General features: G+C 62.6%; 11 protein-coding genes, 2 pseudogenes and 1 other annotated feature. Of the genes and pseudogenes, 5 read left to right on the plus strand and 8 right to left on the minus strand.

Annotation, left to right across the window (positions count from 1 at the left end; all coding sequences use genetic code 11):
- On the plus strand, window positions 1-298 hold a 298-nt coding region (locus tag G455_RS25005), incomplete at its 5' end, for an IS256 family transposase (RefSeq protein ID WP_035367159.1).
- Between the two features lie 9 nt (window positions 299-307).
- Here G455_RS25005 and G455_RS26530 read toward each other — a convergent pair.
- The 5 genes from G455_RS26530 to G455_RS0121070 all read right to left on the minus strand — a co-directional run bounded on the left by G455_RS26530 (window position 308) and on the right by G455_RS0121070 (window position 2,903).
- Window positions 308-607, minus strand: coding sequence for a transcriptional regulator domain-containing protein (locus G455_RS26530; protein WP_154664446.1), 300 nt, complete (start codon window positions 605-607; stop codon window positions 308-310).
- A 106-nt stretch (window positions 608-713) separates the two neighbouring features.
- Window positions 714-983: a DNA -binding domain-containing protein gene (locus G455_RS0121055; RefSeq protein ID WP_028095458.1), complete on the minus strand. Its 270-nt coding sequence runs from the start codon at window positions 981-983 to the stop codon at window positions 714-716.
- Window positions 984-1,082: 99 nt separating this feature from the next.
- Entirely contained in the window at window positions 1,083-1,331 is a 249-nt protein-coding gene (locus tag G455_RS0121060) for a helix-turn-helix domain-containing protein (RefSeq protein WP_021120486.1), read from the minus strand.
- 195 nt (window positions 1,332-1,526) lie between these two features.
- A complete protein-coding gene (locus G455_RS0121065; RefSeq protein WP_028095459.1) occupies window positions 1,527-1,853 on the minus strand; it encodes a DUF736 domain-containing protein in 327 nt (108 codons plus the stop codon).
- A gap of 561 nt (window positions 1,854-2,414) precedes the next feature.
- Entirely contained in the window at window positions 2,415-2,903 is a 489-nt protein-coding gene (locus G455_RS0121070; protein WP_229861861.1) for a hypothetical protein, read from the minus strand.
- Window positions 2,904-3,185: 282 nt separating this feature from the next.
- Here G455_RS0121070 and G455_RS0121080 point away from each other — a divergent pair.
- From G455_RS0121080 to G455_RS0121090, 3 genes are all read left to right on the plus strand, one after another.
- Window positions 3,186-4,414 (plus strand): IS3 family transposase gene (locus G455_RS0121080; protein WP_154664447.1). Its coding sequence is split into 2 segments (ribosomal slippage): window positions 3,186-3,480 and window positions 3,480-4,414, totalling 1,230 coding nucleotides; the frame shifts between segments, so codons are not numbered across the junction.
- Window positions 3,467-3,583 (plus strand) — a sequence feature (AL1L pseudoknot). It overlaps the preceding gene by 117 nt.
- A 163-nt stretch (window positions 4,415-4,577) precedes the next feature.
- Window positions 4,578-5,531, plus strand: coding sequence for a hypothetical protein (locus tag G455_RS0121085; RefSeq protein WP_205620491.1), 954 nt, complete (start codon window positions 4,578-4,580; stop codon window positions 5,529-5,531).
- Window positions 5,531-9,154 (plus strand): DEAD/DEAH box helicase, encoded by a 3,624-nt coding sequence (locus G455_RS0121090; RefSeq protein WP_028095464.1) that lies wholly within the window; start codon window positions 5,531-5,533, stop codon window positions 9,152-9,154. The genes G455_RS0121085 and G455_RS0121090 overlap by 1 nt, the downstream gene beginning before the upstream one ends.
- Window positions 9,155-9,354: 200 nt before the next feature.
- Here G455_RS0121090 and G455_RS0121095 read toward each other — a convergent pair whose 3' ends face one another.
- From G455_RS0121095 to G455_RS25010, 3 genes and pseudogenes are all read right to left on the minus strand, one after another.
- A complete protein-coding gene (locus G455_RS0121095; RefSeq protein WP_028095465.1) occupies window positions 9,355-10,281 on the minus strand; it encodes a DUF2493 domain-containing protein in 927 nt (308 codons plus the stop codon).
- A 308-nt stretch (window positions 10,282-10,589) separates the two neighbouring features.
- Entirely contained in the window at window positions 10,590-11,636 is a 1,047-nt protein-coding gene (locus G455_RS0121100) for a DUF7146 domain-containing protein (protein ID WP_028095466.1), read from the minus strand.
- Window positions 11,636-13,429 (minus strand): annotated as a pseudogene (locus G455_RS25010) (strawberry notch C-terminal domain-containing protein); the annotation flags it as partial. The gene G455_RS0121100 and the pseudogene G455_RS25010, both read right to left, overlap by 1 nt.
- Before the next feature lie 123 nt (window positions 13,430-13,552).
- Between G455_RS25010 and G455_RS25015 the strand changes: the two are divergent.
- Window positions 13,553-13,752 (plus strand): annotated as a pseudogene (locus tag G455_RS25015) (tyrosine-type recombinase/integrase); the annotation flags it as partial.

Consider the following 13,752-nt stretch of genomic DNA (forward strand, 5'->3'; position numbering starts at 1 on the left):
GTATCCGGCCATCGCACCGAGCTGGCGCCGGGCCTGGAACGAGGTGATCCCGTTCCTCGACTACCCGCCCGAGGTGCGCAGGCTGATCTACACCACGAATTCCATTGAGGCATTGAATTCGAAGATCCGGCGCGCCGTCCGAACCCGCGGTCACTTCCCAAGCGATGAGGCAGCAGCGAAATTGATCTATCTGGCGCTCAATGCTACATCCACCGAATGGAAGCGTTCGGTGCGCGAATGGCACGCTGTCAGAAGTCAGCTTGCCATCATGTTCGAAGACCGCTTCCCAATGGCGTAAAAAAACGCGTCAGGCACAAAATTCGGCACAGTCTCGAGGATCACGGCGCTGGTATCGATTTCGGGGCGCCAGAATATCTCGGCGACAGTCGCGATCAAACCGGGCCGTATCGGGAAAGCACAGCCCCCATCGACGGCCGACCTGATCCCTCAGGTCAGCCCTCTCAGGTGGTCCCCCTGCAAGCTCTGCATAGTCATGTTGATATTCAGGATTGCGGCGCAGGCATTCCCAGCCGAGTTCCGGCGCGGCCAGATCATCAAGATAGTCATAGGCCGCCTGGTCACGCCAATTCGAGCGGTCGGGCTGCATGGCATCGCCTCTTCCCTAGGTTGATCGCAAGAAAGGATTCCGAGAGATCAATCACTTGGGAAGTCCGCCGCAAGGCATCAGGTGATGCGTGGGACGCATCACCTTCTCAGCCGGTGCGCCCCGCCGCCAACTGCCGATACCCTTCCGAGCTCAACCAACGTGCACGTTCAAGATGGGCGTCATGAACGAGGCGCACCCGCTCCGGCTCTGTCTGCGCATCGAGACCCAGGATGATCTGCGCCGCCTCCTGCCAGCTCGCGCCCTCGCCTGCAGCATCGAGCAAACGCATATACTGCGCCATGTGGCGACGGTCATAATCCGTCACCACGGCCCCCTGCGGCGGCACATCCTGCAAGTTGCTGATCGTCACACGCATCCCCACTGCGGCTTCTGTACAATCCTAGCACAGAAGGTTGACGTTTTCGTGAGCACGGCAATAGCGCAATTCCCTTCACGGCGAAACCTGCCGGAATAGTCAGCTCTTAGCGACGGCCTTCGCCTGCACATGCATCACTCCAATGCCCTGGTCGGAGTTCAGGAGCAGAATGCCATTCGCTTCGAACGCCCGTCGAACCTGATCGCGCGTGGTCTCGTAGACCTCGAGTCCGCTTTCGGATTCGAGGCGCTTGAGCGCGGTCAAAGATACCCGGGCCTCATCCGCAAGCTGCTCCTGTGTCCATCCAAGAAGCGCACGCGCGGCCCGCGATTGTCGGGCGGTGATCATGCAGATCACCTCCCATCCGGCCCGGCGCGCACGCCAGAACTACGACTATTATAGTCGCTCTCAGGAGAATCTCTACCGGAATTATTCTACGTTTATATCGCACTTTCGAATTAGCACCGCCAATTCGGAAAACTGATTCGGTTGCCCGGTTTGGCGGGCGGGCCCCGGCCTATCGGCCGGGGCCTCACGGCGCCGCTACTCGCTGCGGCGACCGTTGGGGCGGGACCAGATCAGCGCGTAGCTCTCGCCGTCCTCCTCATCGAAGAGATTGGCGTAGATCGGGGCGGTGAAGCTCGGATCGTCGAGCTTGAGGCCCAGATAGTCGCGACCCTCGCCCGAACGCTTGGACCAGGCGGCGCCGATCTCGGCGCGGCCCACCAGGACCCGGTGGCTGGGGGCGTTCTCGCCGGTGGCGCGGGTGTCGGGGACGATGCGTACGCCCTTGGCCTGAACGCTGAGGGTGACGATTTCGCCGGTGAATTCGTTCGAGCCGGTCTTCTTGAAGCTGCCGATGGTAGCCATTTTGAGTCTCCGTTTTCCGTTTCCGGGTCCGCACCATTGCGGCCCGATGGCGATCGACAGGCCGGAGACGACAGGCGGTGCACCCCCGGCCTGCCGGGGGCTGGACAGCAAAGGTAGAACTTTCTTGTTCCGCGCGGAATGACGGCTCCGCCGGCAGGGGAAGAAAGTTATGGCGGCGCTGTTGCGGCAAGCCGGTCGAGGCACAGCCGTTCTTCGGCCAGATCAGGCCATTGAAAGGGCCGTATGGAGCGGACATGGACGGGTCAGAACGGAGACGATGGCGATCGCGGATGCCCGTCAACCTGACCGGCTTTTCACCGGCGGATTGGCTCACCCGCGACAGGCCATGCGCATCACTCTCCAGGCGCCCGGCCCGACGTGCCCCCCCGCGATCGCAGGTGCAGTCTGCCGCTCGAACGGTCCGCCATTCCCGCCGCACGGCCAAGGGCAGCGACGCGGGTCTCATGCCGATCCGCACACCGCCCCATACCGGCAACCTGACGATTGGGATGGCAGTCCAGCACTGATCAGGGGCCCCGCCTCATCGGATCGCCTGCAGTGTCAGGCGCTCATGGGAGAGCTGTCCGAAGGCTCGGCTGCCGAACCGGCAATGCGGAGAAAGGCGGAAACGCCTACAGCGCCAGCGCCGATAACAGCGAAGATCATCTGCCAGGTCTCCGAGGGCATCATGGCCCTGGCGATCCCGAGGGTGGCGTGGAAGCCGGCGAGCATCGCCGGTACCACGAAGATCAGGGTGATGACAAAGCGCGCCCAGAGCGGCCGGACGAGCATGATCAGCGCCTGGCCGATGGCCAGAGTCAGGCCGGCGGCAAAGCCACCGACGAGGATTGCTCCGAGCCAGCCTGCACCGGTGCCATAGGCCCAAATACCGGCATGGAGTCCGACGAGGAACGGCAGGGCGAAAACGGCAAGGTTGAACAGCAACCAGCACATGGCTGCGATGGCGGCAAAAGATGCAAGGATTCCGAGAACGAACATGGCGGTGTCTCCCGTTTGACGTGGAACGGTCGCGCCTGCCACCACCACCATGGCGCAACCTGACGGTTAGCAGAATTCTTGTCTTTGGGCGAGACACAAGGTGACCCGCCCCCCCTTTAGGGAACCAGCCGATCGTTGACCCGTGGTACACATTTCCCCACTGTGTCGTGATGATTTACGTCTTGGCATATCCACAGTTTGAGCCGAGTGTCGCCGAACGCATTCGTCGGTTTCGGACCGAGAACGAGCCGGCTAGAGCCAAGCTCGTTCCCCCACACGTAACTGAACCGCGCCGGGTTTGCCGGAGGCTCCCAACCTTGAGAAGGTGGAGCCATGACGAAGACATCCAATCGATTTTCATCCGAGGTGCGTGCTCGCGCGGTGCGTATGGTTCTGGAACATGAGGCCGATCACGCTTCGCAGTGGGCGGCGATCTGCTCGATTGCGCCGAAGATCGGCTGCACGGCCGAGACGTTGCGGAAGTGGGTGCGACGCGAGGAGCGTGACAACGGGCAACGCCCGGGGCCGACCAGCGATCAGCTTGCGCGCCTCAAGCAGCTGGAGAAGGAAAACCGGGAACTCCGGCAGGCCAACGAGATCCTCCGCAAGGCGTCCGCTTTTTTCGCTCAGGCGGAGCTCGACCGCCCTACGAGGAAATGAAGATGTTCATCGATGAGCATCGCGACCAGTATGGGATCGAGCCGATCTGCCGTGTGCTGCCGATCGCCCCGTCCACCTATCGCGCCCATGCCGCGGGCCGGGCCGATCCTGCAAAGCTGTCCGACCGCGCCAGGCGCGATGCCGAGCTGCGCCCGGAGATCCGGCGGGTCTGGGACGAGAACTTCCAGGTCTACGGCGCCCGCAAGGTCTGGCGGCAATTGAACCGTGAGGGGATCGCGGTCGCCAGGTGCACCGTCTCGCGCCTGATGAATGACATGGGGCTGGCGGGAGTGATCCGAGGAAAGGCCCGGAAAACAACGGTTCCCGATCCCTCCGCGCCATGCCCTGAGGATCGTGTGAACCGAGAGTTCCATGCCCCGGCGCCGAACATGCTCTGGCTGTCCGACTTCACCTATGTCGCGACCTGGAGTGGGTTTGTCTACGTGGCCTTCGTTATCGATGTCTTTGCCAGACGGATCGTCGGCTGGCGCGTGTCTCGCTCCATGCAGGCTGAGTTCGTGCTCGACGCTCTGGAACAGGCTCTGCACGAACGGCGGCCCGTCGATGGCGGCGGGCTCATCCACCACAGCGACCGAGGCAGCCAGTACGTGTCGATCAAGTACACCGAGCGACTGGCCGAAGCGGGCATCGAGCCGTCCGTCGGCAGCGTCGGGGATTCCTATGACAATGCCCTCGCCGAGACAGTGATCGGGCTCTTCAAGGCCGAGGTCATTCATCGTCGCGGGCCATGGCGCAGCTTCGAGGCGGTCGAGTTCGCAACGCTGGAATGGGTGGATTGGTTCAATAACCGGCGCCTACTCGAACCCATCGGAAACATCCCGCCCGCAGAAGCGGAAGCCCGCTTCTATGCACAATCAGACGAGTTCGCTATGGTGGCGTGATCCGCGCCGCGCCTCTACACTTCCGGCCCTGAACCGCCTTTCGGCCAACTCCAATCAAAGGTCTGCTTCACGCTCCAATCTTGGTCGCTTCGGGGAAAATCAACAACATTAAGGCTTCATGCGATCGCGCAAGTCCCATATTCATTGCGCGAGGAGTTCAACATTGACCTTGCACGATTGCCCACCACCGAAAGCTGCGCTGGCACGCTGGCTCACCGCGTATCCAAGTGAAGACGGTAACTACGGGCACTTGTTGCTCGAGCAAGATTGCGACTGCGATGACGACCTGATCTCAGATTTGGTCCCCTATTTCGAATCCGCTCATGCCGACGCTCGCGTATTTTTCCATGAGCAGATGGGTATTGAGCTTCATCCCGATGCCGATGCGCCCGAACCGTATATCACCTATCCGACCTGTTTGCCGTCGATCACGCGACGTGGACTGTTTGGAGAAGTAATGGCTGGTATGCTTACCGAAGGGTTCGAATACATCGGCAAGCACGAGTGGACGATCCCGGTGTTCCTTTTCCGATTTCATGAGGACGCGGAAGCCTATCTGTTCGCACTCGCGCGGGATGAAGAGCGAAAGCGAGAAGTCTATGGGAGGCGTGGCTCTGACTTCATTGGCCTCGCACTCGATGAAGATGGTGACATAGAGCGCTTCATCGCTGGTGAAGCCAAATGGCGAAAGAAGCTTCAGCCGGCCGTCGTCGCCGATCTGATGTACGGCGAGAAGAAGAAAAACAAGGAAACAGGCGAGCGCGAGCATGATGGAAAAGGGATCTGGTTCCAGATCAATAGCGATATTCCAGCCCCGCACGGGCTTCGGCAGTTGCAGCGCCTGTTGCGCGAAATCGATCCCGACGGCTATTCCGCCGCGATCGCGAAACTCGATCGAGTGTTGGTGGTCAGGAATGCCGAGCCATTGCCGCGCACCAACCTCATCATGATTTCGGGTGGTGATGCGCCGAGTCGGAAGTCCAAGCATTCGCTCATCCCTTGGGAGGAAGTGCCCGAAGATTATACTGCGCCTCACGACCTGCAGGTGGTTGAACTCATTCTGAATGACGGTGAAATGCTAATCGACGGCGTCTATGACGCACTCTGGGCCACCTGATGCCGGAAAACGACCCGCAGAGGCTCGAGATCGCCAATGGGGCCCGCACCAGGCTCGCGCTGGAGAACGAATTGTCCGCCAATCAGGCACGCTCCTATGTCCGTTGTCTACAGATCGGCTGGCAGGTCGACACGATCGGCTGGAACCGCAGCGATTCCGAAGGTCAGCTGGCAGATGCGCGAAGTCTGCTGCAGGCAGCCGAGATCTTCGCAGAGATCGAGGGACATCAATCGCGTCGCACCGTTGATTGCTACCGGCGGGCCGGTGAGCTCCTCGAATGGCTGGCGCGCTCGGAAGACGACGTTCGAACGATCGCGCCGGTCGAACTACTTGCCGGCGCCGCCTTCCAGCTCGGAGGTCTGACCGCGATGGCATCTGGTCTTCTCGGCCAATTGGATCTTGAGGAAGACGGCCCGAAGCTTTTCGCCGCGTTTATCCAAGGCGATTTCGACGCAGTGCTCCTCCATACCATGGCTTTCTGGGGTCAAAATGGCGATCTGAGGGCTCCTGGCTCTTCCCTCCGTATCCTCGAAGAAGACAGGGATGACCGGCTTAGCTGGTATTTCACGGTCGAACTCATTCGCGCGTTGGGCCTTTTTGCGGATTCGATCCGGCGTGGGGCCGATGACCGCCTCGCCAAGGCCGCTGCGAAGCTCAAGGCGCTCGACTCTATGGCCGTGCGCACTTTCAGCGACGATGTTTCGCTGCTCATCAGCTTGTTGCGACAAGTTGCCGAACGGTTTACCGACGCCAGCATCTATCGTTCGGTCCGTGCCCTTGGCGAACTCAATCCCAGGCGCATGCCTCGCTTGCTGGCCTTTGCTCGTGAACAGTTCTCGCGCGGCCGCGGCATATTGTGGTCGTCGCAGCGCGCTGGTCTCACCCGCCTTCTCGAAAACTCGTCCTTCGCGCTCTGCACGCCGACCGGTTCGGGCAAGACGCTCGTCGCCAATCTCGGCCTCGTGAAGGAACTACTGCTGCGCGATCACGGCGAGGTCGTGCCACTGGCCCTGTACCTCGTCCCTTCCCGTGCGCTCGCTGGTGAGGTCGAAGCCAAACTGACTTCCGAGCTCGGCCGCGATCTTATCATCACCGGCCTTTATGGCGGCGCCGACTGGGGCATCACCGACTATTGGCTGAATGCTGACAGCCCGACCGTGCTTATCGCCACTGTCGAAAAGGCCGATGCGCTTATGCGCTATCTCGCTCCGCTGCTTCTTAGCCGTCTCAAGCTCCTGATCGTCGACGAAGCGCATCAGGTCCTGCCAGAGGATACAGAAAGCGGTCGTAGTGACTTCGCCGATCATAGCAGTCGCTCGCTCAGGCTTGAAAGCTTCGTCGCTCGCTTGCTCACCCAAGCGCCAGATATCGTTCGTATCGCGCTGACCGCGGTCGCTGGCGGTGCCGCCGGACCTGTAGCGCGGTGGATGGAAGGCACAGCTGACGCATCAGCGATCGGCACGCACTATCGCAGTACCCGGCAAGTGGTTGGCGTGCTCGAGACCGCGTCGGAGCGGCGCAGCACGATGCTACTTGAGCTGATGAATGGGCAACCGCTCTATGTACAGGGGCGTGATGACCCAGTTTACCTCAACCTAAACATCCCGCCGATGGCGCAGCTGCCCGCGCAGATGCGGTCCAGCCTCTACCGCTTCAACCAGGTGACGGTGCTCTGGACGGCGCTGCACCTTGCTGCGGCTGAACGCCGTATCCTCATCTCACTGGCCCAGCAGCCCGAACAAACAATGGGGTGGTATGCTGAATCCTTCGACCTGCCAGCTTGGCAGGGTCTGCCGGCTTTCGTGCCACCCGAAGGAAGAAACGGTGAGTTGTTCGCCGAAGCCCGGGCAGCTTGCGTTGACTATTGCGGGTCAGATTCCTACGAGGTGAGACTGCTTGATCGCGGAATAGCAACCAGCCATGGCCAGATGCCGCAGCGAGTGCGGCGGCTAATGGTGGCACTGATTGACCGAAAAATCTGTCCAATCACCGTTGCGACCGCGACGCTCACCGAAGGCGTCAACCTCCCATTCGACATCATCTTCGTGACCTCGCTCAAGCGCAGCGCCTATGACAACGTGAAGCAGCAACCGGTCATCACCCCCTATACCCCGGCCGAATTCCGCAATCTCTCCGGTCGTGCTGGCAGGCCGGGCTCGACGCGTGGAATGGAAGGCCTAACATTGGTTGTCTTACCCACCACGATCGCCACAACCGCCCCCGGGCAGATGCAGACACAGCGCAATCAGATGGACGCCCTGCGGGCAGACTATGCCGCGTTGCGCGAGAATCTCCGGCGCGACGAGCTGGCGGACGATGCAACGCTCAGTCCGCTCGCGATGCTACTCGGCGAACTACGAAACAAGGCGCGGCTTTATTTCGGGCATCTGACCGACGAGGCATTTCTTGAATGGCTCGAACAGATTGAGCCCGGCGAAGTCAGCGACGATGCTGGGACCGGCGCCACCGGAGACGCTGCCCGGCTGGCCGATACCGTCGACGAGCTGGATGCATTCGTCATGACCGCGCTCGAAGAACTCAGCCTGCTTGATGACGACCTCGACGGGGCGCAGGCGGAAGCAAAACTCGCTGCCCTTTGGCAAAACACCTTCACGGTCGCCGCAGCCGCGCAGGAAGCTTGGCTCGAGGACGCGATCCTCCGCCGCGGGCGCGCGATAATCGGGGAGATCTACCCCGACGCCGACGAACGGCGGCGGCTCTATCAATATGGCTTCTCGCCCTATGTTGGCAGGCGGTTCGAAGCGATCGCGCCGGCAATCGTCGATCTGCTGGCGGCGGCAACCGAGTATGGTCTCGAAACCCCGGAACAGCGTCTGGAGCGGTTCGAGGCCCTCGGCGAACTCTTGAAGGAGGATCGCGGCTTCGGCTTCCGCGTCCGCGATACGGTCGGCGATCGTGAGATCCTCGATGCTTGGACCGACGTACTGAGCTGGTGGATGCGCGCCCCGGGCGGCGAAGTGCCCGAAGCTGGCAATCTTCGCGCCCGCCAGCGTTTTGTCGCCGACAATCTGGAGTTTCGCTTGGGGGTCGCGATCGGCGCGGTCGTCGCGCAGAAATGGACTGCTGGTGCCGGTGATCCGCTCGCCGTTCCCTCACTTGCCGAATGGAAGGCCACAACGGGGCTCCCTTGGTTCGGCTTCTGGGCGCGCGAGCTGCTGCGCTGGGGAACGCTCGATCCCTTTGTCGCCTTCGCGTTGGCACAGGGACGCGCGAAGACGCGCGAGGAAGCCGAAGCACTTAGGCCTGCATTCGAGGAATGGCTCGGCGAGGAGATTGACGCACCGACCTCCGAAGACCTGATCGATCCCCAGCAGTTTCTGGGCTGGGAACGGAGCCTGCCTTCCCGCGAACGGGAACGCGCCGAGGTTGTGCCGGAGGAAGCCGAGCTGACCGGAACGACCGGCGCCATGAAACGCTACAATGTCCTGCCGATGGCCGGTGCAGACGAAGTCATCTGGCTCGACGCGTCTGGCTACGAGCTTGCCCGGTCCCCGGACGAGTTTGGACTGTATGACCAGTCCGACCTCGCGAATGACTATGTGCTCAATGCCGGGGTGCAGGCTACCGTCCGCCGCGTATTCGCACGCTCCCGGCGCCGGTGATCCCTCCGAAGCCAATCCGGAAAGGTGGACTTGGATTGAATCGGCTGTTGATGGGTAACTTTTCGCACGTCTTCTTCGCTGAGCGGATAGGCGAGTCAAAGCCAAAAGCGGCCCTTGGGCGATGCCGCAGCGAAGGTCCGGAATCCGCCCACCGTAACGTATGCAGGAAGCTGCGCGGCCATTTTGAATAGGTGCAGCGCTCACGCGCTGCCCTTTCCGAGGCGGTAGACCGGGATTCCCATCTTGCGGGCCTTGTCGGCGAGGTTTTCCTGAATGCCGGTTCCGGGGAAGACGATAACCCCGATCGGCATAGTATCTAGCATCCGGTCGTTGCGCTTGAAGGGCGCGGCCTTGGCGTGTCTCGTCCAGTCGGGCTTGAAGGCGACCTGCGCGACCTTGCGGTTGTCGGCCCAGGTGGCCGCGATGCGTTCCGCCCCTTTCGGCGAACCTCCGTGTAGGAGCACCATGTTGGGGTGTTTGGCATGGACCTGATCAAGCCTGTCCCAGATCAGTTGGTGATCGGTGGTCTCCCCGCCCGAGAAGGCAATCTTCGGCCCGGCCGGCAAAAGCACCTCGTTGTCGGCCCTGCGCTTTGCGGCGATGAAGTCACGGCTGTCGATCATGGCCGAGGTCATCTGGCGATGGTTGACCCGCGAGCCGGAGCGCGGCGACCAGGGCGTGCCGGTGGTGCGCAGGTAGAGGTCGGCGGCAGAGTCGCGAAAGGTCTCCATGCTGTCGCGGCGCTCGATCAGGTTTTGTCCGATGCCGATCAGAGTCTCCAACTGGACGGATTTCACCTCGCTGCCGTCCTGTTCGCGCTGAAGGCGCTTCTGGGCCTGCTCGTTGTCATCGAGTTTGCGTTCGATCCGTTCCATGGCGCGGTGGAAGGTATTGACGGTGGACCACATGATCTCGTCGAGGTCGAAATCGAGGCTGGTGTCGGCCATCGTGGAGATCAGGGCATCGAAGATGTCGGCAACCGCGCCCTGGATGGCGGTATCCTCGGGCGTGATCCGAGGATCGGCCTCGCCCTCGGCGGGATGGTAGCCATAGAGTTCGAGCGCTTCGATGACATGACCGGTGGGAGACGTGCTGTGATCGGGTTCGAATTCGTCATGGGCATACATGGGATGTGTCCTTCGGCTGGACCGCGACCGTCGCGGCCTTCATGGCGACGACAAGCCCACGGGCGCTCCGGCCTGGCAGCCCGAGCCCTTTAGCTCAGGGCCTTGATGGCAAAGCCCGGCTGATTTGCTTCGCGCTGTAAAGGCGGCTCCGCCGCCGACGGAAATCAGTCGGGCGCCGCCATTGCCGGGCCGGAGCGCTTGTGGGCCGCTCGCCCTCTCAAGAAGGACAAGGCGCGGTCTCCTTGCCGAGGTGCCGCCCCCCCTTGCCCATGACGGGATCGGTTGTCCCCGCTCACGGCCCTCTCTGGCTATGGCGCAAGCGCCATGAAGCGGCTGACGTCCTCGGGGGCAATCTGCACCCGGATCTGCGCCCGAAGCGCTTCCAGGCCAAAACTGACGAGATCGTCGTTGAAATCTCCCAGCATGGGCGAAAGCGTGATCGCCTCGATCCCGGCCCCGATGGCCCGGTCCACCAGGCTGTCCCGCGCGGCGTCACCTGCCGGATCGTTGTCGCGGACGATGTAGAGCCTGCGCAGATGCGGGGAGAACTGGATGGCGGAGAGATGCCCGGCCGAAAGTGCGGAGGCCATCGGCATCTTGGGCAATGCCGCCCGCAGCGAAAGGATGGTTTCAATCCCCTCGCCCGCTGCCATGACATCCTGCACCTCGCCAAACCGGACAGCGTTTCCGAGCAGCTCTCCCATCGCCTTTCTCGGCGGATCGACCAGCGCTTTCCCGGAGCCGTCCCGTTGGAGCCAGGTGCGATGCGCGCCGGTGATCCTGCCATCGAGGTCGGTGACGGCGGCGATCATGGCGGGCCAGGTTTCGGTTGGGCCGCCGCCCTCCGGCCGCCAGTAGCAGGTCGGGTGGATCCGCAGATTTGCGGTTCCGCGTAAATCCGTAATGCCGCGACCGCGCAAATACGTCTCCGCGAGGCTGCCGATCAACGGCCGGGTCATGCGCCAGAGGCGGCGTGCGGCTTCGGACGATCCGGATGGTGCCGGCGATGTTCGGGACGTGCGCGGCTGTCGCTCCGGTTCGGAATGCGGCAGGCTGAGAAAGCGGCGGGCTTCCTCGGCAACGTCGGCAAAATCGATGAGGCCGAGGCTTTCGCCGATCACGTCGAGCAGATCGCCATGTTCCCCGCTCTGCGCATCGGTCCATTTGCCGGCAGCCCCTTTCCCGGATTCCCTCCCGCTTAGCCGGACGAACATCGAACGACCGGGCGTGTTTCGCACATCCCCGACCTGCCAGTAATTGCCCTGCTTGCGCCCGTTCGAGAGATAGTAGCGGCACACCGCCTCGGCCTCTCGGCCGAGACGCCGCGCCAGTTCGGAAGCGGTGAGACGTGCCATCACACGGCCTCCCGCTCGGAAATGCGCTCGATCGGGAAACGGTCGAGCAGTTTGCCGATGATCTCCGGCCCCGATGCGCCCACCGGCACGAAGAAGCGCAGTTTCCACGAAATGATCTCGCTGAAGAGACCATAGGCACGCAGCCGATCGCGCATGGTATCGGTGAAGCCGGTGAGTTCGATCCGGTTCGCGCCCATGACGCGGGAACGGCGCAGTTGCAGCCCTTCGGCGAGATCGAGGATCGTGCGGCCTTCCATCAGCGCGGTATAGGCCTCGTCCGGCGTGATGCCGGTCGCAACCCCGCTGGTGGCGGCATTGGCCGCCCAAGCGGGTGAGACACGGCGACCGATGATGCGTTCGCCCTCGTCGGTCTGGAGCCGATAGACGCGGGAGGAGTCTTGCGGCAGGCGTTTCCAGATTGGCAGCAGGAGTCCCGTCACCATATGCAGGGTGCTAACGGTGAACTCCGGCACTTCGTCCAACTCGGCCTGCCATGCCGAGGCGAAGGCAGCGCGTTCGGCCTCGACCCAGTGGGTCTCGCCCATCGCCCGCACGGGCAGGTTCATTGCTTCCATCGGCCGGATCAGCCGGACGCGGCGCTCGATCTCGCCGTCATCCAGAATCACGCTGGTGGTGGGGATCTGCACGGCGGCGCGGCCCGACCGCTCGTTGGTGAGCAGCTTCGCCCGCGGATCATCCAGTTCCGCCAGCGCCGCATCCAGCGTGACCGGCTGATTGCGCTTGCGCTCGGTCAGGGTCAGCAGCCGGGTTTCCGCGCCGGTGCCGGGATGGGTGTGGATCACCTGCCGGGCGGTAACGATGAAGCTCTCCGCTCGCAGCGTCTCCAGCCCCATGTCATAGGTGCCTGAGGCAATCGCGCCGTCGATCCGGGCCCGCAGAAGCTGCTCGAAGGCCGAGAACAGAATGCCCTGCAACTCGATGGTCAGCGCCAGCAGCCGGTTGAGGAAGGTGGTGATCGGCGGGAGGTCGTCCTTCACACCGTTGCTGTCCATCAGCTTCAGGCCGGTGGCCGATTCAAACCGTTCAAGCGAGCAACCCTCGACTTTGCCGCGAACGATCAACAGGTAAAGCTGACGCAACGCATCGCGGGCATAGGCGGATTCCAGATTATCCTCGGGACGGAACAGGCCCTGGCCGCCGGTCTGGCGCTGCCCGCGCGTGATCGCACCCAGCGTGTCGAGGCGACGGGCAATCGTGCTGAGGAAACGCTTCTCAGCCTTCACATCCGTGGCGATGGGCCGGAAGAGCGGCGGTTGCGCCTGATTGGTGCGGTTGGTGCGCCCGAGCCCCTGAATGGCGGCATCGGCCTTCCAGCCCGGTTCCAGCAGGTAATGGACGCGCAGGCGCTGGTTCCGCGCCAAAAGGTCGGCGTGATAGCTGCGCCCGGTACCACCGGCATCCGAGAAGACCAGAATGCGCTTCTGGTCATCCATGAAGGCCGAAGTCTCGGCAAGGTTGGCGGAGGGCGCACGGCTCTCGACGGCCAGGCGTGCCGATGCGCCATCGCCCTTGCGCACGATGCGCCGGGACCGCCCCGTAACCTCCGCCACCAGATCGGTGCCGAAGCGCTGAACGATCTGGTCGAGCGCGCCCGGGACAGGCGGAAGCGAGCCGAGCTGTTCGAGCATCTCGTCGCGCCGCGCCACGGCTTCGCGGCTCTCGACCGGTTGGCCGTCCCGGAACACGGGTCGCGAGGAGAGGTTGCCTTCGCTGTCGGTGAAGGGTTCGTAGAGTTGCACCGGGAAGGAATGCTGCAGGTACGAGCCGACATAATATGCCGCGTCAGCATTATGCTGAGTTCGGGGCTTCAAGCTGTTGTTCTGGTGATTCATTTTCAGGTTTCCGCTTTGGATAATCATGATGCCTCTGCTCTCAACCGCAGAAGGACATCTTCCATGAACTCCCCCTCGAACTCTCCGCTCGCCGACCGGGCCGGCGCCGACGAACTCGCTCTGGTCCGCGCCTATTTCGCGGACAATCCACGGCTTTCGGCAGGCGCGCTGAGCGCCGCCCGGCATTTCCTGAAGTGGGCACGCGCCCGGAAGATCCCGATCAGAGATTTCGATGCATCAGCGGTGGACAAGTTCTTGCGCCA

This window comes from Pseudodonghicola xiamenensis DSM 18339, assembly GCF_000429365.1.
Taxonomy (GTDB): domain Bacteria; phylum Pseudomonadota; class Alphaproteobacteria; order Rhodobacterales; family Rhodobacteraceae; genus Pseudodonghicola; species Pseudodonghicola xiamenensis.

Bases quoted from the DNA above. Each gene is read 5' to 3' on its own strand.
- G455_RS0121055 (WP_028095458.1), bottom strand. From the start codon at position 983: ATGCGTGTGACGATCAGCAACTTGCAGGATGTGCCGCCGCAGGGGGCC.
- G455_RS26530 (WP_154664446.1), bottom strand. From the start codon at position 607: ATGCAGCCCGACCGCTCGAATTGGCGTGACCAGGCGGCCTATGACTAT.
- G455_RS0121095 (WP_028095465.1), bottom strand. From the start codon at position 10,281: ATGTATGCCCATGACGAATTCGAACCCGATCACAGCACGTCTCCCACC.
- G455_RS0121090 (WP_028095464.1), top strand. From the start codon at position 5,531: ATGCCGGAAAACGACCCGCAGAGGCTCGAGATCGCCAATGGGGCCCGC.
- G455_RS0121100 (WP_028095466.1), bottom strand. From the start codon at position 11,636: ATGGCACGTCTCACCGCTTCCGAACTGGCGCGGCGTCTCGGCCGAGAG.
- G455_RS0121070 (WP_229861861.1), bottom strand. From the start codon at position 2,903: ATGGTGGTGGTGGCAGGCGCGACCGTTCCACGTCAAACGGGAGACACC.
- G455_RS0121065 (WP_028095459.1), bottom strand. From the start codon at position 1,853: ATGGCTACCATCGGCAGCTTCAAGAAGACCGGCTCGAACGAATTCACC.
- G455_RS0121060 (WP_021120486.1), bottom strand. From the start codon at position 1,331: ATGATCACCGCCCGACAATCGCGGGCCGCGCGTGCGCTTCTTGGATGG.